Origin of the sequence: Streptomyces sp. NPDC057445 (genome assembly GCF_042802855.1) — a bacterium.
GTDB lineage: Bacteria > Actinomycetota > Actinomycetes > Streptomycetales > Streptomycetaceae > Streptomyces.
The window spans coordinates 142523-167079 of record NZ_JBHVDH010000010.1 but is presented as its reverse complement, the minus strand read 5'-3'; the positions used below and the strand labels follow the sequence as shown (position 1 = coordinate 167079).

Here is a 24557-nt window from a genome sequence, read left to right as displayed (position 1 = left end):
GGCTGTGTTTTCCGGGGGGCGACCCCCGGTCCCCCGGCAGGTGTTGGGCTTGCGTGGTCGGTTGTGCGTGGGCTGTCGGGGTTACCGGTCGGGTTCGGGGTCCTTCAGCCAGTTGATGAGTTCCGTGGAGAAGGCCACAGGATCCTCCTCGTGCGGGAAGTGGCCGAGCCCGTCGAAGAGGCGCCAGCGGTACGGCGCTTCGACGTACTCGCCGGAGCCCGCCGCGCTGCGGGTGCGCATCGCCGGATCGAGTGAGCCGTGCAGGTGCAGCGTGGGTACGCGAACCGGACGCTTCATCCGGCGGTTGAACTGAATGCCGTCCGGACGGGCCATCGATCGCACCATCCACCGGTACGGCTCGATCGAGCAGTGCGCGGTCGACGGAATGCACATCGCCCGCCGGTACACCTCGATCGCTTCGTCCTCCGGCGCCCGCGGCCCCGACCAGTCGCGGATCAGCTTGCCCGCCAGCGCCGCGTCGTCCGCGACGAGTTGACGCTCCGGCAGCCATGGCCGCTGGAAGCCCCAGACGTACGAGCCCGCGCGGCTCTGCGCGTAGTCGCCGAGCATCGACGAGCGCCAGCGTCGCGGATGCGGCATCGAGGAGACCGCGAGCCGGCGCACCAGCTTGGGCCGCATCACGGCGGCGGTCCAGGCGAGATACCCGCCGAGGTCATGGCCGACGAGCGCCGCGTCGGGCTCGCCGAGGGACCGTACGACGCCGGTGATGTCGAGCGCGAGATTCGCGGGGTCGTAACCCCGCGGCGTACGGTCGCTGCCGCCCACCCCTCGCAGGTCCATCGCCACGGCCCGGAACCCCGCATCGGCGAGCGCGGTCAGCTGATGCCGCCACGTCCACCAGAACTGCGGAAAGCCATGCAGCAGCAACACCAGCGGCCCATCGCCCAGCTCCGCGATATGGAAGCGCGCACCATTGGCCGCCACGTCGCGATGGGTCCAGGGACCATCGATCCGTACGGGGCTGCCAAGGCCCGGGCCGTTGCCGTTTCCGGTGCCGCCGTGGCTCGTATCAGGGGCCGTCATGCTGATGAGCGTGCCACAACGACGGCCGAGTCCTCGTCCTGACGGGGGTGCGGCTTGACGTTCTGCAGCACGGCCGCCGTCTGCTTGGCCGAGGCGATCGACCTCTCCGGCGGCTTCACCTTCTTGAACTTGGCCATGGCGAGCAGCGCCGCCAGCCCTGCCAGCAGGAGAAACGCCCCGCCCACGATCAGGAACGACCACGCGAGCCCGAGACCCAGGTTGTGGATCCCGTACGCCGCGGCGAAGCTCAGCACCGGAAGCGAGAACAGCGCGAGTACGCCCGCGATGGTCAGGGACGCGCCGCCCGTCACCCCGCGCTTGACGTCCTGCCGGAGCTCGGCCTTGGCCAGGGCGATCTCGTCGTGCACCAGCGCGGACATCTCGGCGGTCGCCGTCGCGACCAGCTGACCTAGGGTGCGGTCAGGGCCGATCAGCCGGACTGGGCCGACGGTGTCGCCTGTGGCTTCGACGGCGCCGGCGGCAGTCGCCGCCCGCTTGCCGGGGTCGCTCATTCGCTGACTCCCTCATCATCTCTGGTACGGATCCGTGGTCAGATCATGCCGGACGGTCGCCGTCGGCGCGCGATGCCCCCGCGAGTTCCGCCTTGCGGCGGTGCTCGGCGGCCTTCTTCTCGTAGATCGCGGCCATCCGCAGGTGGTATTCCGGCTTGTCCTGTTCGTACACATCCGGAATGCCGTCCTGGTCCTCGTCGCGCTCCTCCTCCTCGTACAGCGCCTGGTACTTGCGTACCCGCAGCTTCAGAAGCACGCAGGCGAAGACGGCGGCGATGAGCGAACCCAGCAGCACCGCGGCCTTGACCTCGTCCGTCAGTGTCGCGTTCCCGGCGAAGGCCAGCTCGCCGATGAGGAGCGAGACGGTGAAGCCGATTCCGGCGAGCGACGCCACGGCGAAGACATCGGGCCAGGCCAGATCGTCGTTGAGCTCGGCCTTGGTGAACCGTGCGGCGAGCCAGGTGCCGCCGAAGACACCGACGGTCTTGCCCACCACCAGTCCGAGGACGACACCGAGGGTCTCGGGCCTGGTGAAAACCGCGTGGAGCGCGTTGCCGGACACGTTCACACCCGCGGAGAACAGCGCGAACAGCGGTACGGCCAGCCCGGCCGAGACGGGCCGCACGAGATGCTCGACGTGCTCACCGGGAGATCGCGTCTCGCCCTCATGCCTGGTGCAGCGCAGCATCAGGCCCATCGCGACCCCCGCGATGGTGGCATGGACGCCGCTGTTGTACATCAGGCCCCAGATGACAAGGGCGAGCGGGACGTACACGTACCAGCCGCGTATGCCCTTGTGCAGCAGCAGCCAGAACACTCCGAGTCCGACGACCGCGCCACCGAGCGCGGCGAAGTTCAGATCGCTGGTGAAGAAGATCGCGATGATCAGGATCGCGAAGAGGTCGTCGACCACGGCGAGGGTGAGCAGGAACGCGCGTATCGCGGACGGCAGGGAGGTGCCGATGACCGCGAGCACGGCGAGTGCGAAGGCGATGTCGGTGGCGGTGGGCACCGCCCAGCCGCGCAGGGAGCCGCCGCCCGTGACGTTGACCAGGGCGTAGACGAGCGCGGGTGCCGCCATGCCGCAGATCGCCGCGATGACCGGCAGGGCCGCGGCCTTGGGGTCGCGCAGTTCGCCGGCTACCAGCTCACGCTTGAGCTCGATGCCGGCGACGAAGAAGAAGACCGCGAGCAGTCCGTCGGCCGCCCAGTGTTGTACGGACAGATCGAGGCCCAGTGCGGCCGGGCCCATGTGGAAGTCGCTGACAGCCTCGTAGCTCGCGCCCACGGGACTGTTCGCCCAAGCGATGGCGGCGACTGCGGCGATGAGCAGCAGGATCCCGCCGACGGTTTCGGCGCGCAGGGTGTCCGCCACGAACGTGCGCTCGGGGAGGGAGAGGCGTCCGAGGAACTTACGGGGGGTGGAGCCGGGCGCTGCCACGAGCGGGACCTCCGGTGCGATGGGCATGGCTGAGCACATGCCGACCAGACTTCCCGGCGCACCTAGGTCTTCTTTGTCGCATCGTTGATGCGTTGATTACTTTACCTAAGAACATACCCAGCGCGGGAAGGTTGCATCCGCGATCTTCACCATAGGTGCAAAAGGGGCACCCGGCGCGTTGCTGCCGGGTGCCCCTTTGCTGTTCGGAGCGTTGCCGCGTGGGTCCCCACGCGCTGCTCGTGCGTGGGGTCAGTCCTCCGATGCCGCGGTGGGGAGCTGGGACTGGATGAGGTCCATGACGGAGGAGTCGGTGAGGGTGGTGACGTCGCCGAGCTGGCGGTTTTCGGCGATGTCGCGGAGGAGCCGGCGCATGATCTTGCCGGAGCGGGTCTTGGGGAGTTCGGCGACCGGCAGGATGCGCTTGGGCTTGGCGATGGGGCCGAGGGTGGCGCCGACGTGGTTGCGCAGGTCGGCGACGAGGGTGTCGTCCTCCGTGGCGGTGCCGCGCAGGATGACGAAGGCGACGATGGCCTGGCCGGTGGTCTCGTCGGCGGCGCCGACGACGGCTGCTTCGGCGACCTTGGGGTGGGACACGAGGGCGGATTCGACCTCGGTGGTGGAGATGTTGTGGCCGGATACGAGCATGACGTCGTCGACGCGGCCCAGCAGCCAGATGTCGCCGTCGTCGTCCTTCTTGGCGCCGTCGCCCGCGAAGTACTTGCCCTCGAAGCGGGACCAGTAGGTGTCGATGAAGCGCTGGTCGTCGCCCCAGATGGTGCGGAGCATGGACGGCCAGGGCTCGGTGAGGACGAGGTATCCGCCGCCGCCGTTGGGGACCTCGCGGGCTTCGTCGTCGACGACGGTGGCGCTGATGCCGGGCAGGGGGCGCTGGGCGGAGCCGGGCTTGGTCACGGTGTCGCCGGGCAGCGGGGAGATCATCATGGCGCCGGTCTCGGTCTGCCACCAGGTGTCGACGATGGGGGTGGTGCCGGCGCCGATGTGTTCGCGGTACCAGATCCAGGCCTCGGGGTTGATCGGTTCGCCGACCGAGCCGAGGATGCGCAGGCTGGACAGGTCGAACTTGGCGGGGATGTCGTCTCCCCACTTCATGAAGGTGCGGATGGCGGTCGGCGCGGTGTAGAGGATGGTGACCCCGTACTTCTGGATGATCTCCCAGAAGCGGCCCTGGTGGGGGGTGTCGGGGGTGCCCTCGTACATCACCTGGGTGGCGCCGTTGGCCAGCGGTCCGTAGACGATGTACGAGTGGCCGGTGACCCAGCCGATGTCGGCGGTGCACCAGTAGACGTCCGACTCGGGCTTGAGGTCGAAGACGGCGTGGTGGGTGTAGGCCGCCTGGGTGAGGTAGCCGCCGGAGGTGTGCAGGATGCCCTTGGGCTTTCCCGTGGTGCCGGAGGTGTAGAGGATGAACAGCGGGTGCTCGGCGTCGAACGCCTCGGGGGTGTGCTCGGCACTCTGGCGGGTGACGATGTCGTGCCACCACACGTCCCGGCCCTCGGTGAAGGCGGTGTCCTGGCCGGTGCGGCGGACCACCAGCACATGCTCGACCTGCGGACAGCGGGCCACCGCGTCGTCGATGGCAGGCTTGAGCGCGCTGGGCTTGCCGCGCCGGTAGCCGCCGTCGGCGGTGATGACGAGCTTGGCGTCGGCGTCCTGGATCCGCGAGGCGACCGCGTCGGCGGAGAAACCGCCGAAGACCACCGAATGGGCCGCGCCGATCCGGGCACAGGCGAGCATCGCGATCGCGGCCTCGGGAATCATCGGCATGTACACCGCGACCCGGTCACCGCGGCCCACGCCCAGCTCGGTCAGCGCGTTGGCCGCCCGCGCGACCTCGTCGCGCAGCTCGGCGTAGGTCACCGACCGGCTGTCACCCGGCTCGCCCTCGAAGTGAATGGCGACCCGGTCCCCGTGCCCGGCCTCGACATGACGGTCGACACAGTTGTAGGCCACATTCAGCTTCCCGTCGGCGAACCACTTCGCAAACGGTGGATTCGACCAGTCCAGCACCTCGGTCGGTTCAACGGCCCAACTCAACCGCCGCGCCTGCTCGGCCCAGAAACCGAGCCGGTCCGCGTCGGCCTGCTCATACGCCTCTGCCCCCACATTCGCGTTCGCAGCCAGCTCGGCCGGCGGCGCGAACCGCCGCTCCTCCTTGAGCAGATTGGCCAGGCTCTCGTTGCTCACGACTACTCCCTTTCCCAGGGCGTCCTATGTGCCTATGTGTCCCAGGCCATAGCTCATCAGCCAGATGCCCGGGTGACAAGAGCCTTCCAAAAATTGGTTTAGACCTATGCAGGGCCGACCTTGCACCTCGAAGGCGGCTGTGGGCTTCCGGGCGGGACAGCGGCCCCTCCTTCCCGGGCGGCGGGGAGGAGGGGTCACACGTTCTCACGGCTGCCGCGCCTGACCGGTTCAGGGCACGCCCGGTCGGGGCCCCGGGCGCTCGCTGTGTTCCGGCGGCTGCCCGGCCGGTGCAGCCACGTGTTCCGGCAGGTGGACGGTTCGCGTCGGGGCGCCTCGTCCCGTGCCCTCGGGATGTCTGATGGTCCCGTTCGGGCCGGCGTCGTCAGGTCGAGGGCGACGACGTCCGGCCGGCCGGGGCGGGTCAGGTCGAGCCCGGCCGGGTCGGGCCTGGTCGGTCGGGTCTGGCCTGGTCGGTCGGCGGCGGCCTCCTGGGCACGTCGGGGCAAGGGCGGGTGCCGTCAGGCGCGTACGTCCTCCAGAGCCGGGGGTCCGGGAGTCACCCGGTCGAAGACCTCGTCCCTACGGTCGCTCTCGCCGCCCGCCAGCAGATACGCCTGCGCCTCGCCGACGTGGAAGTACATTCCGTGCAGTTGGAGCGTGCCCTCGTCGAGCCTGCGTGCCACCGCCTCGTTCGCGCGCAGATGTTCCAGTTGCTGGACCACATTGGTGAGACACAGTTGCTCCACCGCATCGGCGGGCAGCCTCCCGGAGATCCTGGCCCAGGAGTGATGCCGGGACCTCATCCGCTCGAGGCTGGGATGTCCATGCCGCAGCCAGCGCCGCAGGGGAGTCCCTGCGCCGTCCTCGTCCTGCGGACCGTTCAGCAAGGCCTGCATCGCTCCGCAGCCGGAGTGGCCGCAGACGGTGATCGAATCCACCCGCAGCACGTCCACCGCGTACTCGATCGCCGCGGCGACCGAGTCGTCCCCGCTCTCCTCCCCCGGTCGGGGCACCAGATTGCCCACGTTCCGCACGGTGAACAGGTCGCCGGGGCCGCTGGCGGTGATCATGCTGGTGACGAGCCGGGAGTCGGCGCAGGTCAGGAAGAGCTGAGAGGGACGCTGGCCTTCGCGGGCCAGCCGCGCCAGCTCGTCCCTTACCAGCGGGGCCGTGTTGCGCTGGAAGGAGCTCAGCCCGCTGGCCAGTTGGTGCTTGGGATGCGCCTGCTGCTGCTCGGGGGACGCCGCGCTGGGATGCTCCCCGCAGTGATGGTTCCGCCAGGGTGTCCACGGCCTGCAGCACGCGTGCGACTCGGAGGCCGGCTCGGCGATCCTGCCGCCGGAATGGCCGGTGAACGCAACCTTCCCGCCCTGGGCTTCATGGGCCGTCTGCCAGTCGTGCAGCGCCTCGTAGGCCGCGTGGTCCATGAACGACCCGTTCAGCTCCACGACGGCATCCGCGTCGTGCGGTACCTGGCCGAGTATCCGGCTGAGCCGAGGCACGGCCAGGAACGTCAACTGCCCCCGCACCCGCACCCACTGAATCCCTTCGCGCTCCTCCACGGTGATCCGGGTCCTGGTCAGCCGGTGCAGTGCGATCGCGACCGCCGTCGCGACTCCGATGGCGACGCCCTCCAGGACACCGGTGAGCACGACAGCGGTGATCGTGGCCGCGTACACCAGCGTTTCCCGGTTCCGCTTCACACTGCGCAAGTGCGTGATGTTGACCATCTGGACGCCGATGGCCATCACGAGCGCCGCGAGCGCGGCCAGCGGGATCAGGTCGAGAAGGGGCACCAGCAGCAGCGCGGCCACGGCGATCCACAGGCCGTGCAGCATGGCCGAGTGACGGCTGACGGCGCCCGCCGCCACATTGGCGGTGCTGCGCACGGCGACGCCGGTGATCGGAAGTCCGCCGAGCGCGCCGGAGACCACATTGGCCGCACCCTGCCCTCTGAGCTCCCGGTCGAGGTCGGCGCGTGGAATGCGGACGTCGGGCTCCTTGCGCGCAGCGGCCAGCTTGTCGACGGCGACCGCGGAGAGCAGCGACTCGACGCTTCCGACCAGGGTGATGGTCAGAACGGCCGCGAGCAGACCGAGCACCGGCCCCTCGGGGAGCCCGGGCAGGGCGTGAGTGCGCCAGGACGGCAGGTCGACCCGCGGCAGGCTGAGCCCGGTGAGTGTGGCCAGAGCGGTCGCCACGACGACCGACGCGAGGGCGGCGGGGATCTTCCGCGCGACGCGGCCGGTGCGTCCCGGGATGCGCGGCCAGGTGAGCAGCACAGCGAGGGTCAGGACGCTGACCGAGAGCGCGGCGGGGCGGAGCTGGGCCAGCTGGGCCGGCAGGCCCGTGGCGTTGTCGAGCGCGGAGCTCTGCGGGGTCCCGCCGAGGACGATGTGCAGTTGGGCCAAGGCGATCGTGATGCCGATGCCGGCCAGCATGCCGTGCACGATGGCAGGACTGACGGCGAGAGCGCTCCTGGCCACCCGCATGGCGGAAAGGGCGAGTTGGGTGAGCCCGGCGAGCACGGTGATGGCACAGGTCGTGCGCCAGCCGTAGCGCTGGATCAGGTCGGCCGTGACCACCGTGAGCCCGGCCGCCGGTCCGCTGACCTGCAGCGGTGCTCCACCGAACAGCCCTGCGACGACACCGCCGACGGCGGCGGCGACGAGGCCCGCCTGCAGGGGCGCTCCCGTGGCCAGGGCGATCCCGAGGGAGAGCGGCAGCGCGATCAGAAAGACGCTGATCGAGGCGGACAGATCGGCGCCGGCGACCCGGAACCGGGGTCCGGGCGCGCGGCCGCTGCGGTGCCGCCGGTCCCCGGGTGCACGCGTCGGTGGGCTGTGGGGGCCCTGGAAGCGGCTGGCGTCGGCAGAGGTCGGCCCGGCCGGGGTGGGGACGGTGCCGCAATCGTCGGACTCTTCATGGTCCTGGCGGTTGGTGCGAGGGGGAAAGCAGGCAGACATGGTTCCCGTCTCCTCCGGGGCAGCGCGGTCGCGGAATGTGGGGGTCGCGGCCGTGGGTCACGGCGTGCAGTGGCGGGATGCTCGAATACGGAGCTTCGACCCCGCAGTGACGATCGGACGGAGTCTCAACTCTCGGTAAATGGATCGTAATGCAACGTAAAGACTGCGGCATGATTTTCGGGGCAAATGGGGCATTGCTTCACCCGGTTCAGTGATTAGTCATTTCGGCTCGGCTTGTCGCGACCCCTCCTCGTCGGTCCAGTGCCAATTTGTCGGCTTGTGGAGAAGTATCAACCGATAGTTCGCTGATTACTGCAAATGAGGGAAGGGGTGGACGGATGCTCGCCGCCACGAGGAAGTTCGCTCTCGGCGCCGCCGTCACGGCACTCGCCGTCGGACTGGCAGGCTGCTCCGGCCCCGACGGGTCCGGTGCCGGCGCGGACCCGGAGCCCCGTCAAGGGTTCCCTGGCGCGAACCGGGGTGCCGCCGCACCTCAGAGCCCCGTCCGCCTCATCGGCGACGGATCCACCGCCTTCACCGGCGCCCAGCCGGGACTGCCGAGGCCGAAGCGCTTGAAGCCGGGTCAGAAGCCCCCGCAGTTCGTGGTCTTCTCGTGGGACGGTGCCGGCGAGGACCCCCAGAAGCTCTTCTCCCACTTCCGCGAGGTGGGCAGGAAGTACGACATCGCCATGACCTACTTCCTCAGCGGCGTCTATCTGCTGCCCGAGGAGAGGTCCACGATGTACGACCCGCCCCAGCACTCGGCGGGCCGGTCCGACATCGGGTTCAACGACATCCAGGGAGTCAGGGACACCGTGCGCGAGTTGCGCGGGGCCTGGCTCGAGGGCAACGAGATCGGTACCCACTTCAACGGCCACTTCTGCGGCCCCGACGGGGGAGTCGGCACCTGGTCGGTCGAGGAGTGGGAGAGCGAGATCAGCCAGGCCAAGTCCTTTGTGAAGAACTGGAGGACGAACGCCGACCTCGCGACCGAGCAGCCGCTCCCCTTCGACTACGAGAAGGAGCTCATCGGCGCCCGCACCCCCTGTCTCGAAGGGCGCAAGAACTTCATGGAAGCCGCGAGCGGACTGGGCTTCCGCTACGACGCGAGCGGCAGCGGCAAACAGGTCTGGCCCGGCAAGGAGCACGGCCTCTGGGACCTCTCGCTCCAGATGGTCCCGGTCCCGGGCCGCGCCTTCGAGACCCTGTCCGCGGACTACAACTTCATGGTCAATCAGTCGAAGGTCACCCAGGGCGACCCCAACATGTTCCAGTACTGGGGGGATCAGATGCGCGACGGCCTGATCAAGGCATTCGACCGCGCCTACGAAGGCAACCGCGCCCCGTTGATCATCGGCAACCACTTCGAGTCCTGGAACGGCGGCGCCTACATGCGTGCCGTCGAGGAGACCATTGCGACGGTGTGCGTGCAGCGGGACGTGAAGTGCGTATCGTTCCGGCAGCTCGTGGACTGGCTCGACGCACAGGACCCTGAGCTCCTGGCGAAACTGCGCACGCTCGGAGTCGGTGAGCCGCCCGCGGAGGGGTGGGAAGCGTTGACGGCCTCCCGACCCGCCGGACCTTCGTCGTCGGACGCCGACCAGGTCCGCGGACGCGGCTGGGCCGAACGAGGCCGGGATGCGGGCCCGATGGATGTCGGGCCCGCGGCCCCGGCTGCAGGGTCCGTCGCCGCCTCCGTAACCCCGCGTTCGTGATCCCGCCTCCGTAACCCCGTGTCCGTAAGCCCTGTGTCCGTAACCCCGTGTCCGTAAGCCCGGGGTCCGTAAGCCCCGAGGCTGTCCGGTCGGCGGTCGTCAGGCCGGCTGGGGGGCGCCGAGCTGTGAGGCGCCCTCCCCGAGCACAAAGCCGGGGTCGACCTGCGCCGCGAGGTCGGCCCCGGTCTTCGCATTGCCCCAGCTCTCCGCGTTCTTCAGATGGAAATGCACCATCTGTCGCGTGTAGCGCTCCCAGTCGCGACGACCGTACGACGAGTCCGCCGCCCTCCGGAGCTCGCTCAGCGCGGCACGGTTGTGCTCCTCCAGCTGTCCGAAGCGGGACGGCCGGCCCTTCTCCATCGCCCGAACCCAGTCCGACTGCCCGACGCTGACCAGCAGGTCGTCCCCCGCGTGCCGGCGCAGGAAGTCCAGATCGTCCTGCCCCTGAACCTTGTTGCCGACGACCTTGAGCGGGACGCCGAAGTCCCGTGCGTACTCCTTGTACTGCCGGTAGACGGAGACGCCCTTGCGCGTGGGCTCGGCGACGAGAAACGTCATGTCGAAGCGGGTGAACATCCCGGAGGCGAAGGAGTCGGAGCCGGCCGTCATGTCGACCACCACGTACTCGTCCGGACCGTCGACGAGATGGTTGAGGCACAGCTCCACCGCGCCGACCTTGGAGTGGTAGCAGGCCACCCCGAGGTCCGATTCGGTGAACGGTCCGGTCGCCATGAGCCGGATGTCGCCCCCGTCCAGCCGGACGGTCCTCGCGCAGGCCTCGTAGACCGGGTTGTCCTCGCGCACGCGCAGCAGTCGTGACCCCTCGCCCGGAGGCGTCGTCTTGATCATCGTCTCGGCGGAGGTGATCCGTGGGTTCGTCCCCCGCAGGTATTCCTTGATGAGCGGCAGATGCGCGCCCATCGCGGGGAGCGCCGCGGCCTCGTCGTCGTCGAGGCCGAGTGCCACGCCCAGGTGCTGATTGATGTCGGCGTCCACCGCGACGACATGGGCCTGCTGTGCGGCAAGGTGGCGGACGAAGAGCGAGGACAGCGTGGTCTTGCCGCTGCCGCCCTTCCCTACGAAAGCGATCTTCATGTTCACCAACGGTAGCCGTTCGACAGCGGTGCGTGTCCGAGGTGCGTGAAGAAGACCACTCCATCGTGGGGTGCGGTCCCGGGGCGCGTAGCCTCCCTACTTATGAGTACGAACGCCTCTGACCCCTTGGCCGCACTGGGCGGTCTGCCCGGGGTCGCGGAAGCCGTGGATTCCGTGCGCAAGGCCGTCGACCGGGTCTACGGACACCGGGTCATGCGGCGTCGCGGCAACGAGGTCGCTTCGGAGGCGGCGCTCCGGGGTGCCCGTGGGTCCGCGGCGCTGTCCGGGGCCGACTGGGCGCTGGAGGAGGTGCGCCGGCGTACCGACTTCAGTGGCGAGGACGAGGCCCGTACCGTCGGAGCGGCGCTGAGGCTGACCGCGGAATCCGGCCAGCTGCTGTCCATCTGGCGGCAGTCCCCGCTGCGGGTGCTGGCCCGGCTGCATCTGGTGGCTGCGGGCGGCGCGGCGCCGGACGACACGGTCGGCCGCCCCCGGCTCGCGGGTGAGACGGTCGACGAGCCGCTGATCACGGCGCCGCTTCCGGACGCGGACGAGGTGGCAGGACGCCTCGACGCCCTCTCCGGCCTGGTCCTCACGGGCAGTTCGGCCCCGGCGCTGGTGATGGCCTCGGTCGTCCACGGTGAACTGCTCGCCCTGCGCCCGTTCTCGTCGGCCAACGGGCTGGTCGCCCGGACCGCCGGGCGCATCGTCCTGGTCGGCAGTGGCCTCGACCCCAAGTCGATCTGTCCGGCCGAGGTCGGCCACGCGGAACTCGGCCGTGCGGCGTATCTCGCCGCCTTCGACGGCTATCTGTCGGGAACTCCCGAGGGGATGGCGGCCTGGATCTCGCACTGCGGCCGCGCGGTCGAACTGGGGGTACGGGAGTCGACGGCGGTCTGTGAGGCCTTGCAGCGGGGCGCGGCCTAGCGGGCTTCGTCCGGCTCAGGCCGGACCTGGCCGCGGACGCGGACCCGAGCCGCACAAAGGGTTGCGGCGGTACCAGAGTTGGTACCGCCGCTGGCATGTCTGCCGAGTTACCAAGCGTCCTCGATATGTTGCCCATCAGGCCGGAAACTTTGTCCGTCACCTGGTGCGGCTGGCCCGTAATCGACGGGTCGACGTCGCGTGGGTGCTCCACATCCATGCTTCGGTCCGTGGGCCTTTGTTGCGTAGAAGGTGATCCTCTCGGATGTCCCAGGTCTCGCGGGCCGTTGAGTCCTTTCTACTCCTGTGGCACGGCAAGCGGAAGGCCTGACTGCACTTCTTTACTTTTAGGTTCAAATACGGCTAATGGACCCGTTGCGGCGCCGATTCGCGTACCAGACGAGCCCGGCGGTCGCCGCCGCCGCACCGACCGCGGCCGCCGCGACCAGTGCGGGCCGCGGCGGCATGGTGAATGCGGGGATGCGCTGCTTCAGTCGTACCGGACGGCTGAAGACGAGGATCGGCCATGCGCGGGAAGCGGCCTCGCGGCGCAATGAACGGTCCGGGTTGACCGTGTACGGATGTCCGACGGACTGCAGCATGGGCAGATCGGTGATGGAGTCGCTGTAGGCGTAACAGCGCGAGAGGTCGTACCCCTCGGACGCGGCAAGTTCCTTGACCGCCTCGGCCTTGGTCGGCCCGTACGCGTAGTACTCGATCTCTCCGGTGTAGCAGCCGTCCTCGCCGACGACCATGCGTGTCGCGACGACGCGGTCGGCTCCGAGCAACTCGCCGATCGGCTCGACGACCTCGGCGCCGGAGGTGGAGACGATCACGACGTCGCGCCCGGCGGCGTGGTGCTCCTCGATGAGGGATGCGGCCTCGTCGTAGATGATCGGGTCGATCAGATCGTGGAGGGTCTCGGCCACGATCTCTTTGACCTGGCGGACGTTCCAGCCTTTGCAGAGTGCGGAGAGATACTGGCGCATCCGCTCCATCTGATCGTGGTCCGCGCCGCCTGCCAGGAAGACGAACTGGGAGTAGGCGGTCCGCAGTACGGCGCGGCGGTTGATCAGTCCCCCTTGGTAGAAGGACTTGCTGAAGGTCAGCGTCGACGACTTCGCAATGACCGTCTTGTCCAGGTCAAAGAACGCTGCTGTGCGCGGCAAGGAGTGGTTTTCCACGACGCAGAGCATAGGCGCCCACCATTCGGCGTAAGCTCCGGCGTGTGGGTTTGCCTGAGAAGGCTCTCGGGTACACCATGGAAGTCACGGATCGTTCGCGACCGTGCTAACCCGGCCCGACTCCTCCCCCCCCGAGTCGGCCGTGGGGACGACCCCCGCTCTCCCCCCCGGCGGGGGTCGTCGCATGTCCGGACGCGTTTTCGCGGGTCTTGGCGGACCGTCCGGCCCTCTTGTCGTCCCGCATGCGCCTCTTCGGCGGGGCTTTCCGATGCCCCGGACTCGTCACACAGCGTAGTGGTTGCGCTGCGCTCCGGAAGTCGTACCGGAAGTCACCGGTATGGGCTAGCGGGATATTCACAAGTGGTGAGTTGTCCACAGTTTTGAAGCAAGATCCACACGATTTCCCGGCGCGCTGCACGGTGATTCCGGTCCGCGAAGTTCATGGACCGGAGGAATCACAGATCTGGGCCGGCGCGCCGGCCCTTCGACATCCACTGCGGCAGCGCGGTGAGAGGGGGAGAAATCGTGGCGGGTTCAATCACTTCTGATACGTCCGGCACATCCGGTACTTCCGGTCCGGCCCGCACATTCGGAGCGTCCCACTCACCCGGAGCATCCGGTGCTTCCGGCGCATTCAGGGCGTCCCGTGGGTCCGACGCGCCGGATGGGCCGGACTCACCCGGCGGGAAGCCGGTGACAGGCGAGCGCTGTAACGGACCTCTGATCGTCACCGAGGACCTGGAGCTGCTCGATGATCTGCTGCGGCTGTGCGCGGCGGCGGGAGCCGAGCCACAGGTGCACCACGCGGTGCCCGATGAGAGAGGGAGCTGGGACAGCGCGCCGCTCGTGCTGGTGGGGGACGACGCGGCCGCGCGTTGCAGAGCGGCCACACGCAGACGCGGAGTGCTGCTCGTCGGGCGGGACCAGGACGATCCACAGGTGTGGAGGCGCGCGGTGGAGATCGGCGCCGACTGTGTGCTGAGACTGCCGGACGCCGAGAGCTGGCTCGTCGACAGGCTCGCCGATGTTGCCGAAGGGGCCGGACGGCCCGCACTCACGATCGGAGTGATCGGCGGCCGGGGCGGGGCCGGGGCGTCCACGCTGGCCGCCGCGCTCGCCGTGACGGCGGCCCGTGAAGGCCGGCGCACGATGCTCGTGGACGGCGATCCGCTCGGCGGCGGCCTCGATGTGCTGTTGGGCGGGGAGCAGGCCGAGGGCAGGCGCTGGCCTGATTTCGCGGCGTCGAAGGGGAGGGTGGCGGGCGGCGCCCTCGAGGAGTCGCTGCCTTCGGTGCAGGGGTTGCGGGTGCTCAGCTGGGACCGCGGCGATTCGGTGGTGGTGCCTCCGGAGGCCATGCGCTCGGTGCTGGCGGCGGCCCGCAGGCGCGGCGGAGCGGTCGTCGTGGATCTGCCGCGCCGGGTCGACGAGGGAGTCGCCGAGGCGCTGGCCCAGCTGGATCTCGGGCTGCTCGTGGTGCCTGGAGAGCTCCGTGCGGTGGCCGCCGCGAGGCGTGTCGCGTCGACCGTGGGCATGGTGCTCGGCGATCTGCGCGTCGTGGTGCGCGGACCGTACGCATCAGGACTGGACGAGCAGTGGGTGGCCGATGCACTCGAACTGCCGCTGGCGGGCGAACTCCCCATCGACGCGGGTCTGCCCGCCGACCTGGACGGAGGCATTCCGCCCGGCGCCGGTGCTCGGGGGCCGCTGGCCCGGTTCTGCTCGGCGTTCTGGGAGCGGGCGTTCGCGGGTGGAGGTGTCTCATGACCTCGACGCTTCTCGAAGCGGTGCGGCAGCGGCTCGCCGAGAGCGGTGCGGAGCCGACGCCGGCCCGGGTGGCGGCCGCGCTGCGGGCGCAGGGGCGGCTGCTCGGGGATACCGAAGTGCTTGGCGCGGCGGAGGAGTTGCGCTGCGAGCTGGTGGGGACCGGGCCGTTGGAGCCGCTGCTCGCCGATCCGGCCGTGACGGATGTGCTGGTGTCGGCGCCGGACCGGGTGTGGGTGGACCGTGGCGGCGGGCTCCAGCTCACCGATATCACCTTCTCCGATGCGGCCGCGGTGCGCAGGCTGGCGCAGCGGCTCGCGGCCGTGGCGGGGCGGCGCCTGGACGACGCCCGTCCCTGGGTGGACGCCCGGCTCCCGGATGGCACACGGATGCATGCGGTACTGCCCCCGGTGGCTGTCGGCTCGACCTGTCTGTCCCTTCGGGTGGTACGGCCCAGGGCCTTCTCGCTGAGCGAACTCGTCGCGGCGGGGACGGTCCCGCCGGGTGGCGACCGGCTGCTGGGAGCGCTGATCGAGGCGAGGGTCTCCTATCTGATCAGCGGTGGCACCGGCACGGGCAAGACAACTCTCCTGTCGACGCTGCTCGGGCTGGTCGGCGAGGGGGAGCGCATCGTCCTCGCCGAGGACTCGGCGGAGCTGCGGCCAGACCATCCGCATGTGGTGCGGCTGGAATCCCGTCCTGCCAACCAGGAGGGTGCCGGCCGGGTCACTCTTCAGGACCTGGTGCGCCAGGCCCTTCGGATGCGGCCGGACCGGCTCGTCGTGGGCGAGGTCCGGGGCGCCGAAGTCACCGATCTGCTGGCCGCGTTGAACACGGGTCACGACGGCGGGTGCGTGCCCTAACAGTACATGGCTCAGGTCACATCAGCGACGAAGTACCCCCGCCCGCTGACCACGTAGACCAGGCCCTCCTCCCGCAAGCGAGCTACGGCGCGGGTGGCGGTCGACTGGCTCACGTCGAATTCAGCAGCGATAGCCACGGTGCCCGGCAGGCGCTCACCCGGCGGATAGGTGCCTGCGAGGATGCGCCGCCGGATTTCATCAGCGACCTGTGGCCAATGAGGGATGGACCGATCGATCTTCACCTAGTCAGCGTGCGACGAATTCACCCGCTGAGCTATCGAGGTAACGAGCTAGTCAGGTAGTCTGCGATGGACAAATAAAAAGCGGCCCCGGAGCGAGCGGCTAACTCAACCCCGGGGCCTGACCGAGAGGAAACCTCGGCTATGCGGAACCCTACCGAGAGTGCGCCGGACCGACTCCGCCCCATCGGCATTGACCCCCTGACCGGTAAGCAGCAGTACGCAGTGACCGAGCCGGGCAGCGCTCTCGACGCCATCGCAGACGGACACGCCATCAAGGCAGCCGCTGCTCTGGTCACCGTGACTGGCACGGCCCTGGAGAACGGTGACGACGCCAGCGACCTTGTGCCAGAGCTCTACGGCGCGTTGAGCGAAATGGTGGAAGTGGCGAGCAGGCACTACGCGCCAACTGGCCTTGATACAGCGGCGTTTGGTCCAACGGCACGGGCGCTGAGCGAGGCACTCCGTGAAGCCCTCAGGCGGTGAGCGCATGAGCGACGAACGCCCCTTGCTCAGGCTGCGAGTGTCACGGGACGGCGGACGAACGTGGGGACCGACGCGGGAGATCCGTAGCGAGGATGCGCGCATGCCGATGCTCAGCTCTGCGTGGCCGTTGTGCCAGTGCCCCCGTTGCCGTAGAGCCTGAGCAAACGACAGAAGGGCCCCTGAGGCAGCCTGGGAGATATCCAGGGTCTCGGGGGCCTTAGTCGTGTCTGCGGCGGGCGCCTGGGGAAACCCCGGGACCGCCTTTTTGAATCCCTATATGCATGGGCATTACAACTCTTTATGCCTACTAGTTCTAGTAGGTGCTGCGCTCAGGGCGCCGTGTACGGAGTCCCGTCGGCATACAGCGGAATGGGTACGCCATGGCGCTCCACGTACTCGTAAACCGCGCGCCGCAGATGCGTATTCACCGACTCCTCCGAACCCTGCGCAAGACACAGCAGCGCGTCAGCGAGAGGATCATGCATCCTGATTCTGATCAGCTTCATTCGGACAGTCCTTCCGCGCGTCGACGCTTTCGCCAGTCATGTTTGTACTTGCCGGTGCAGAGCTTGCACCAGGCTTGGAGCCCAGAAGGGGACCGGGCGTACTTGTGGAACTCTGCGGATGGCAGTGGTTCGAGACAGCGGGTGCAGATTTTGTAAATGGGTGGCATTGGTGTCTCAGTCGTCGTGTCGGCGCTGTCTGCGCTTCCGGCTTCTCTTGCTCACAGCGGGTGCAGTAACTCAACGTCAACCCCAGGGTGTAGAACCATGTCTATGAACCGGGCATACCAGACAACGCCCTCCCCCGCGCTGAAAGGGGGTGGGGTCGAATGGGTGCCCCCCCAGGGGGGGTGTCACATTGCGTGACTAGTGCCCGAATGATTCGCCCACTGTCTTCCGTGAGTGGTGAGCCTTAGTCAGTGACTGCAAGTTGTCCCAGTCGAAAGCACGGGGACCGCGCAAGCCCAATGCGTCTATGTGGTCGACCTCTTGCGCTGCGGGTCTCAGCGGCTCAGCAATCGCTAGACACTGGTCACACTCGCAGTAGGGATTGGCTCGCAGATAAGCGCGCTTCGTACGGTCCCAGCGAGCACGCAGCGAGGCGGCGTCATTGTGGCTGTCGGCGTAGCGCTGCCCCTTGCTATTGCTCCGGGCATGCGCCTGGCATTTACCCTTCCATGTCTGGCACGGACAGTCAGCGACAGGGCATGTCTGCATACTGCGAGCGCCCTTGGGCTTTGGGCCAGGCTCACACGGCGGATGCGAAGCCGCAGGCTTAGGCTCGGACGCCGCTGGTGCGTTTCTGGCGGGCGTATAGGCACCCTCGAACCACTCACTATCAGCGGGCAGGACGAAGCCGTTAGACATCCATCCAGCGGCATTCTCGTCCGGGATATCGAACTCATCCCCAGCGCCATACGTAGTACCAGCGAAATGGACACGATGCCCGAGGCCGACACGCACCCTCATCCCGCCGCCTGCCGTAGCTCGCAATCGGCCCGCAGATACGTTCCGGGGGCGGATGGCTCGAAGGTGGCCAACACCTCGAACCGCCGGGCACCCTCGCGCAATTCATCCCCGCGCCGTACGTCAGCGTCAGCGGGCAGAAAGACCACATGCGAAAGCAACGCGCCGGACTGGTCAGCGACCACACGTTCCCGGGCCAATGGCTGAGAGATCCGGGCGCGCTCACTCGACACCACACTGAGGCTGTCCACCCAACCGCCCATACCGTCAGGGATACGGGAGATACGCCAGACAGAAACCTGAGTATTCATCAGCCGGCACACACTCACAGCGCATTCACCACAGCGATAGAGGCGCCAAAGCGGGCGGCCAGACGGGAACGCTGGGAATTGCTCAGCGCCATGGTGCCGGTTTCGGTATCGGCGTACTTCACGGAGTAGTCGCCAATGCGCTCAGACTCGACAGCACGCCCGGCAGGATCGCCAGCGCGATAGCCGGTCAGTGCCTGCGCAGCCAATCGGCATGTCAGGTCGACGATGTCAGCGGGAACCGTCGGCAGGCCGTACGTGTACGTCACCTCGACGTCGTCACCGCCCCAACCGGCGGAACGCACCAGAACGCCGCTAGAGAGCCTGGCATCAAGGATGGGCACCTCATCCAGCGAGACAGCGTGGACGGACGTCACGGGGGCACCAGGCAGCTTTAGACGCGTGTCGCGGGTGCCAGGGAGAATCACGGTTACGGTGATCTGCGAGATATTCGATCCCGCAGCGTCGCGAATCGCAGCGGAAGCAACAGCGAGATAGGTCGAAACAACCGACTCTTCTGACGCATCGACAGTCACGCCGCGCGCTTCCATGTCGGCAATGGTTGCTAGGTCGGGCATAGCCCCTCCTTTGGGGGATGAGAAAGGGGGCCCAGCGACATGCCAGGCCCCCGATCAATGGGCTACGCGTTAGACAACGACAACGTCACGCGACGCCAGCGCAGTAGGCCGAACAACCTTCGCGCCGTACAGCGACAGACCACGAATGGTGTCGCTGAACTGCTTCGGGTTGCGGACCGCCTCAACCTTGCTGATCTGATTCGCGAAAGTGGTCGCGATGGGGTGGCCAGCGATGATGGCCTTACCAGCGCCAGCGCCCGGACCGTCGGGGACAAGCGCCGACTCCTTGACCACGAAACCAGCGGCGTGGCCGATGATGCCGTTAGCCCGAGTCGCAGCGGCAGCAGCGTCACCGCTGGCAATGAACCGCTGATCCTTCAGCAGCAGACCGGCGAACTTCGGGGTAACCACAACAAACCGGCCGTCGGTCGGAACGTGGTTATCGCTGAGCTGGGTACGCAGGTCGATTAGCACATTCCACGCCTCATCGGGCGTATCAACGGAGGCAATCTCAGCGCCCGGCGTGGTGGCAGCCAACATCAGGCCAGCAACGTAAGTGTCCGCCGCCTTGCTGAGCTGATGAGCCGCGCGGTTCGAAATCTTGCTGACCAGATCGACATCATCCCGAACCTGGGCCCGGTCGACGTCATCCAGCGCGACAGACCACGCCTTCCGCTGATTGATGTCCATAACGAGCTGAGAAGTGGTCCCCTGCCCGGTGGTCATGTCCGTGTACGGGACATAGTCCTGAATGGTCAGATCAGCCACCGTGTTCACGACGACGGCACCGCCATATTCCGAAACCTCGCCCTCATAGTCGCGATTGGTCGCGATCGGAGAGGCGTAAACCAGCTCCTCATCAAGAGCAGCGAGAACGGCGGCACCCCAAACCTGGGGGACAAAGCTAGAAACTGCCATGGGTAAAACTCCTATCGAATGAGTGGGTGCGGTCAATTACCGCGTAGCAAATCCCGAAGCTGCCCAGCGCGACGGGCCTTGTCGATAGCAGCGGGGGACATGGATCGAAGATCGTCCTTGCTTAGCTGTCGACCGGCAGTGGAGGAACCGCGATTGGCTGCACCCCCGTCTGCTGTGCCCTGGAATCGGCGTGGCTTCGGAGTTGGCTCGACGGTGACCGGGTCGCCCGTATCACTCGTAGAGGAGTCGGCATCGTCGCTGGCATCGCGCTCAGCGTCGGCAGATTCCTGTGCCTTTAGTTTGGCCTTGAGTTCCTTCACTTCAGCGCGAAGGGCCTGCAAAGCCTTCTTGCCAGCGTCGCCTAGCGCGGACTCGTCAGTCTGCGCACCAGCGTCTACCGGCGCCGAAACCTCCGCCCCGTCAGGCGTGATTCCGGAAATCTGCGCGTCATCGCGCTCAGTCTCACTCATACTCACTTCTCCCTCGGAACCGACGTATCCAGCCGAAGCCCACGCACAATCAGAACGGGCTTTTCAGACAGGCGACTATCCCGGACCCAGTGCGGCAGATAGCCAGCCCGGTCAAGCAGCTCCCGAAACTCGGAGAACGTCGGCGGCTCAATACCAGCGACAGTGCGGCAAAAGTGGTGGAACGCAGCGTGAAGGACGCCGACCTCGGTATACCGCGCCATCGGCGCCAGCGAGACATACTCATCAAGGAAGCCGCGAAAATCAGCGGCCATGGTGGCATCGCTCATGGGTGTACTGCTCCTGTGGTAGGAAACGAAAAGGCCCGACCCTGCGCTGACTCACCCACTGCGCGGACTGGCATCCACAGCGGGGAATCGACACAGGGCCGGGCCTCTGGTTTAGGGTGCGGACAACGCCGCGATGCACTGCGGGGAAGAATGCCAGTCCAACCGGCGCAGAGCAGAAGGGCTTCCCCTTCACCTCTATATGTAATGGCTACAAATTGCAGCTCACGAGCCGGCGGACCCCTCACCGCGAATAGCTCGCTGCCTATCGCGATCCGCTACCCGCTTGAAAGCCTGCCGATGATCAGCGGAACAGAAGGTCGCATACCGGCGGCGCTGAGTTGGAAAGCGCCACTGCCGGAACGATGCCCCACAATGCCGACAGACACGCACCAGAACTTTCACCCGGGGATGCAGGGTGAGCGTGCCCCGGTGATCGTCCCAGATAGTACGTCCAGGTTCAGCGGCAGCAGCGGCAAGGAAAGCGCCGGTAGCACGCTGGGACTCTTCGAGCGTGAAATTAGAGACCACAGGGAACACGCGGCCATTCCACAGAATGTCGTGCTGACGGCCCACCCGGTCACCGAGCCAAGGCAGCGAATCGAGGGGATCAGCAGTAAGGCCGCGCAAGGGCAGCGAGCGAGTATTGCCATGCACGGAGAAACCGGCGTTGTCAGTGCCGCCGAGTTCTGCAAAGGCAGACATGGCGTAGTCGTGGTGGGACAGCGAACGGCGGGTAGGGCGAAGAGCGGGATTATCCACAAGACCTCTCAGAAGGGCATAGGAAACCCCCTGGCGAGTTTCCAGGGGGCAGGAAGGGTGATTGCCCCGGGAAGGGGCTGAAGGGGCTCAGCGGGCGATAGGGGGCGTCCACTCGTCCGGCAGCTTGTCGCGCTTGCTGTGGTTACAACTAGTGCAAGTCCAGCGGCAGTTGGCCACCGTCGACAGGCCCCCGCGAGTCACGGGAACCAGGTGATCGAACACAGCGCCATCGGCCAGCGATGTGGAGCAATGCCAGCAGTGAGAGTTGCCATGCTTGGCCGTTACCGCATCGCGCAGGGACTTGCGGCGGGATACGGTGCGCTGCGTTTTCTGGCACTCGCGGCAAACACCGTCACGGAACTTCGGCGTATGGGCAGTACCACAGCGACGGCAGGGAATCGGATTGGGTGTCTTGCGAGTGCGACGGCGGATGTACTCAGCGGCCTTGGCGCAGCGGGTAGAGCAGTACAGCTTTTCGGGGCCAGGCTTCTCCATCGGGCCCACGGGATTGGGGCAGGCGGGACCCTGGCAAGGGGTAGCAGCGGCAATGCGGGCAGCCCGCTCCTTGGCCTTCCGCTCATCCTCGCTACGCAGGGCGGCCATGTCCTCGACGCAGACGGCGCAGAAGCGGAAACGGGCAGGCTTGTTGGTCAGGTTCCCGCAGCGCTCACAGTGAGGGGCAGAGGCGGCAGCACGGGCAGCAGTAAGGGCGCGCTCATACCGGATACGGAGCATGGCGGTTTCAGTGCACAGGTCGTCACCGCAGTGGGCACGGTCAGAGCGGGGATTCGGGCGAGTGCAGATAGGGCACGTGGCGCGGGTGGAATCGGTCATGCAACGCCTTCGTTGGTAATGGGAAAGTAAAATAGTTGATCTTGATAGTCCAGGCGGAAGAGGCGCTAGGCCAGCAGCCGCAAGGGAAAAGCCAGCTTCGAGGATGGGGCGCACCCAGACCCAATTACCCTTTGTGGGAATGAGTGCAGTTCGTCATCTCTGCACCCCCCGACGAAATCACTACCGTCACAAGCGACAAAGAAGAGCCGCCCAGCGCAATGCCAGACGGCTCTCAGTGGTGCGTAGGTATCAGCGAGGGGGAACGCCAGTAAATTCACGCTCAGCGGCTAGGCCGAGCATCGCCAGTCGCTGTGCCTGAAGAACGGGGCTGTGCAGATGGTCCGACTTCAGCGCGCGGACCAGTGCGCCACGGCGGGAATCCTCAGACTCCCAAGACATGATCACGTTCAGCAGATCGTCAGTGGCCATCGTGTCTCCCTCTCTTCAGTGAATGGGGCCTCGAAGTCTTCGAGCCTGTGGAATGCCTGTGGCTCTGGAGCGCAAGGGCTTCCCGGAGTCTTCGAACGAGTCGGATACCGGAGCCGTCGAAGTCTTCGAGCCAGTCGAACGCTCGCGGCTGAGGGGCCCAGAGTGTAGACAGTGCAGCAATGCAGGGGGTCCCGGTTTCCCCGCCGTAGAGCCTCTATCTCCTGTAGACGGTTCTAGGGGGAACTGCATTTCTACACTTTTACACTTCCGCAGGTCAGAGGCTTGGCTACGCCTTACCGCTGTGTAGTATTACTCTCCGTAATCCTTTGACCACGAATTGAAGCGAAGTCCTGTACGACCGTCTGCGGGCACAGGAAAGCGCCCCCGGCATCGGATGCCAGGGGCGCTCTCAGAAGGGCTTAGAGGGCGCCTAGGCGCTCGTTACTGCGCTGCCCGTCGGCGCTGTGCCTGCGTCTCCCTTTCGTGCCGGGTCATCTCGGCCATCAGCGCATCACCTAGGGACTCCTCCAACTCGACGGCTGCCAGCGCCGCCTCAGCGGGTCCCAGCTCGCGCACCCATGCCGGACCCTCGAAGCTCAGCGCCACCCGCTCAGGATCAAACCGCTTCATTGCCCCCGGTGTTGTCGGCCGGATCACCACACGCGTTCCCAGCTCCGCCAGCAGCGCCCTACGGCCCTCTTCATCCCGCTGCTCCCAGGCGTCCGCGATCGTCCCTCCCGTGGGCTCGAAGCGGCCTACGGCGTGGTCTGCCTCGCTGCGCAACTCGATCTCCCGGGCCTCAAGCGCCGTGATCTGATCCAGCGCAGTGCGCCACGCCCGGCCACCCGCCGGAAGGTGCGGCAGGCTGGCGCTCAGGTTGTCCAACTGCGCTGTAACGTCGGCGAGTTGGAGCACAGCGGACCCGTCCGGCTCGACCCAGCGCATGAGCTCGAAGCTGCCGAACCGACGCAGGTACTCGGCACTGACAAGGTCCTCCACATAGCGGCCGGTGACCACGTTCGGCGCGTGCTCGCCATGCTTGCCAACACCGTTCCGGCAGACGTAGGGCGAGTAGTCCTTACCGCTCACTGTCCGGCGCTGCTTGTAGAGGGGCCCGTCACAGACACCACAGCGGATGATGTGGAGCAGCAACGCTTTGCCCTGCCGTTCGGCGCCACGGCCCTTGGCCCGGTCGTCCAGGATCGCCCGTACGGTCGACCAAGAGGCAGCGTCCAGGATCGCCGGTCCCGCCGTCACGGGGTTGCCCTCAGCGTCGAGCACGGGCTGATTGGTCAGCGCGCTGCGCTTCGTACCCGGGGTCGCCTGCACGAGCCAGCCACGGACCGTGGGCGTGTACAGCACGTCCCGCAGGGTGGTCGAGTGCCACTTTCCGCCGCGCACCTCCCGGCCGTCTCGCTGGCGCGCATGATCAGCGGGCGGCAGGATTCCCCGCTCGTTCAGCTCCCGTGCCAGCCCGACCAGCGAGGCGCCGTGGTTGATCAGCTTGTCTGCGCACTCACGCAGGATTGCGGCCGCAGGCTCGTCGATAACCCAGCGCTTAGCGTTCACCGGGCCGCTGACGCTGTAGCCATACGGGGCCAGTCCGCCAAGGTGATTGCCCTTCTGGCGGTGGTGCTGCTTTGACGCTGTGATTCGGGCCGTGATCATCTCGCGCTCGTGTTCGGCGAATGCAGCGAGAACGTTGATAATCAGACTCGCATTCTCCGGAGAAACCAAGCCATCGGCCGTGACGATTGTCGCTCGGGTAGCCTTTGCTGCGTTCAGCAGCTTTTGGAATTCCAGCACGCTACGGGCGAAGCGGTCGAGCTTGGCAGCGAGCACGTAGTCACAGCGGAGGAGCCAGGACAGGACCTCGCGCATGCCGGGGCGATCTTCGAGCTTGCTTGCCCCGCTGACGTTGTGGTCCGTGGCCACGTGGACGACTTCCCAGCCCCTGGACTCGGCGTACCGGCGGCACTCGTCTACGCGGTGGTCAGTGGCCTCATCAGCGAAAAGACGGCTGAGCCGGTCATAGATGACGACGGTTGGGCGCTTCATGGCGGGGTCCCT

At 67.2% G+C, this 24557-nt stretch carries 22 protein-coding genes and 1 pseudogene; 5 read left to right on the top strand and 18 right to left on the bottom strand.

The genetic code is table 11. The annotated features are described in order from the left end of the window. Nucleotides 1-81: 81 nt before the first annotated feature. The 5 genes from ACFU5O_RS22330 to ACFU5O_RS22310 form a co-directional block, all read right to left on the bottom strand. The gene (locus ACFU5O_RS22330; protein WP_384243112.1) at nucleotides 82-1044 is read right to left on the bottom strand and encodes an alpha/beta fold hydrolase; all 963 of its coding nucleotides are present in this window, start codon (nucleotides 1042-1044) and stop codon (nucleotides 82-84) included. Next, nucleotides 1041-1556, bottom strand: a complete 516-nt coding sequence (locus ACFU5O_RS22325; RefSeq protein WP_384243110.1) for a phage holin family protein — start codon at nucleotides 1554-1556, stop codon at nucleotides 1041-1043. Before ACFU5O_RS22325 ends, ACFU5O_RS22330 begins: the two co-directional genes overlap by 4 nt. A 43-nt stretch (nucleotides 1557-1599) precedes the next feature. Then, nucleotides 1600-2997 carry a Na+/H+ antiporter NhaA gene (nhaA, locus tag ACFU5O_RS22320; protein WP_384243266.1) on the bottom strand — a complete coding sequence of 466 codons (1398 nt, stop codon included), beginning with the start codon at nucleotides 2995-2997 and terminating at the stop codon, nucleotides 1600-1602. A 249-nt stretch (nucleotides 2998-3246) separates the two neighbouring features. Further along, on the bottom strand, nucleotides 3247-5202 hold the full coding sequence (acs, locus tag ACFU5O_RS22315) for an acetate--CoA ligase (RefSeq protein ID WP_384243108.1): 1956 nt from the start codon (nucleotides 5200-5202) through the stop codon (nucleotides 3247-3249). Nucleotides 5203-5720: 518 nt separating this feature from the next. Next, nucleotides 5721-8168: a SulP family inorganic anion transporter gene (locus ACFU5O_RS22310; RefSeq protein WP_384243106.1), complete on the bottom strand. Its 2448-nt coding sequence runs from the start codon at nucleotides 8166-8168 to the stop codon at nucleotides 5721-5723. A gap of 338 nt (nucleotides 8169-8506) precedes the next feature. Between ACFU5O_RS22310 and ACFU5O_RS22305 the strand changes: the two genes are divergently transcribed. Beyond that, the gene (locus ACFU5O_RS22305; protein ID WP_384243103.1) at nucleotides 8507-9883 is read left to right on the top strand and encodes a hypothetical protein; all 1377 of its coding nucleotides are present in this window, start codon (nucleotides 8507-8509) and stop codon (nucleotides 9881-9883) included. A 99-nt stretch (nucleotides 9884-9982) separates the two neighbouring features. Here ACFU5O_RS22305 and ACFU5O_RS22300 read toward each other — a convergent pair whose 3' ends face one another. Beyond that, entirely contained in the window at nucleotides 9983-10978 is a 996-nt protein-coding gene (locus ACFU5O_RS22300; RefSeq protein ID WP_384243101.1) for an ATP-binding protein, read from the bottom strand. Nucleotides 10979-11080: 102 nt separating this feature from the next. Here ACFU5O_RS22300 and ACFU5O_RS22295 point away from each other — a divergent pair, with 102 nt between their 5' ends. Continuing rightward, nucleotides 11081-11905: an oxidoreductase gene (locus ACFU5O_RS22295; RefSeq protein ID WP_384243098.1), complete on the top strand. Its 825-nt coding sequence runs from the start codon at nucleotides 11081-11083 to the stop codon at nucleotides 11903-11905. 350 nt (nucleotides 11906-12255) lie between these two features. On the opposite strand, the gene ACFU5O_RS22290 is transcribed toward ACFU5O_RS22295, so the two are convergent. After that, nucleotides 12256-13098: an HAD family hydrolase gene (locus ACFU5O_RS22290; protein ID WP_384243096.1), complete on the bottom strand. Its 843-nt coding sequence runs from the start codon at nucleotides 13096-13098 to the stop codon at nucleotides 12256-12258. A gap of 681 nt (nucleotides 13099-13779) precedes the next feature. Here ACFU5O_RS22290 and ssd point away from each other — a divergent pair. Then, nucleotides 13780-14850, top strand: coding sequence for a septum site-determining protein Ssd (gene ssd / locus ACFU5O_RS22285; RefSeq protein ID WP_384243094.1), 1071 nt, complete (start codon nucleotides 13780-13782; stop codon nucleotides 14848-14850). Further along, a pseudogene (locus ACFU5O_RS22280) lies at nucleotides 14847-15701 on the top strand (TadA family conjugal transfer-associated ATPase); the annotation flags it as partial. The gene ssd and the pseudogene ACFU5O_RS22280, both read left to right, overlap by 4 nt. Before the next feature lie 20 nt (nucleotides 15702-15721). Here the strand turns inward: ACFU5O_RS22280 and ACFU5O_RS22275 are convergent. After that, on the bottom strand, nucleotides 15722-15952 hold the full coding sequence (locus tag ACFU5O_RS22275) for a winged helix-turn-helix domain-containing protein (RefSeq protein WP_384243092.1): 231 nt from the start codon (nucleotides 15950-15952) through the stop codon (nucleotides 15722-15724). Between the two features lie 141 nt (nucleotides 15953-16093). Here ACFU5O_RS22275 and ACFU5O_RS22270 point away from each other — a divergent pair, with 141 nt between their 5' ends. Then, nucleotides 16094-16435, top strand: coding sequence for a hypothetical protein (locus ACFU5O_RS22270; RefSeq protein WP_384243090.1), 342 nt, complete (start codon nucleotides 16094-16096; stop codon nucleotides 16433-16435). Nucleotides 16436-16764: 329 nt separating this feature from the next. On the opposite strand, the gene ACFU5O_RS22265 is transcribed toward ACFU5O_RS22270, so the two are convergent. From ACFU5O_RS22265 to ACFU5O_RS22220, 10 genes are all read right to left on the bottom strand, one after another. Beyond that, a complete protein-coding gene (locus tag ACFU5O_RS22265) occupies nucleotides 16765-16941 on the bottom strand; it encodes a hypothetical protein (RefSeq protein ID WP_384243087.1) in 177 nt (58 codons plus the stop codon). A gap of 962 nt (nucleotides 16942-17903) precedes the next feature. After that, nucleotides 17904-18215 carry a head-tail adaptor protein gene (locus tag ACFU5O_RS22260; protein ID WP_384243085.1) on the bottom strand — a complete coding sequence of 104 codons (312 nt, stop codon included), beginning with the start codon at nucleotides 18213-18215 and terminating at the stop codon, nucleotides 17904-17906. Nucleotides 18216-18229: 14 nt separating this feature from the next. Beyond that, nucleotides 18230-18790: a hypothetical protein gene (locus ACFU5O_RS22255; RefSeq protein WP_384243083.1), complete on the bottom strand. Its 561-nt coding sequence runs from the start codon at nucleotides 18788-18790 to the stop codon at nucleotides 18230-18232. 69 nt (nucleotides 18791-18859) lie between these two features. Then, entirely contained in the window at nucleotides 18860-19708 is an 849-nt protein-coding gene (locus ACFU5O_RS22250) for a hypothetical protein (protein WP_384243081.1), read from the bottom strand. Between the two features lie 32 nt (nucleotides 19709-19740). Beyond that, nucleotides 19741-20178 carry a hypothetical protein gene (locus ACFU5O_RS22245; protein WP_384243078.1) on the bottom strand — a complete coding sequence of 146 codons (438 nt, stop codon included), beginning with the start codon at nucleotides 20176-20178 and terminating at the stop codon, nucleotides 19741-19743. Nucleotides 20179-20180: 2 nt separating this feature from the next. Further along, nucleotides 20181-20465: a hypothetical protein gene (locus ACFU5O_RS22240; protein ID WP_384243077.1), complete on the bottom strand. Its 285-nt coding sequence runs from the start codon at nucleotides 20463-20465 to the stop codon at nucleotides 20181-20183. 222 nt (nucleotides 20466-20687) lie between these two features. Continuing rightward, nucleotides 20688-21167, bottom strand: a complete 480-nt coding sequence (locus ACFU5O_RS22235; protein WP_384243074.1) for a hypothetical protein — start codon at nucleotides 21165-21167, stop codon at nucleotides 20688-20690. A gap of 144 nt (nucleotides 21168-21311) precedes the next feature. Next, a complete protein-coding gene (locus ACFU5O_RS22230; RefSeq protein ID WP_384243264.1) occupies nucleotides 21312-21719 on the bottom strand; it encodes an HNH endonuclease in 408 nt (135 codons plus the stop codon). Between the two features lie 588 nt (nucleotides 21720-22307). Then, complete coding sequence (locus ACFU5O_RS22225) at nucleotides 22308-22487, bottom strand: hypothetical protein (protein WP_384243072.1); 180 nt, start codon at nucleotides 22485-22487, stop codon at nucleotides 22308-22310. 441 nt (nucleotides 22488-22928) lie between these two features. Further along, nucleotides 22929-24545: a recombinase family protein gene (locus ACFU5O_RS22220; RefSeq protein ID WP_384243071.1), complete on the bottom strand. Its 1617-nt coding sequence runs from the start codon at nucleotides 24543-24545 to the stop codon at nucleotides 22929-22931. Nucleotides 24546-24557: the final 12 nt, after the last annotated feature.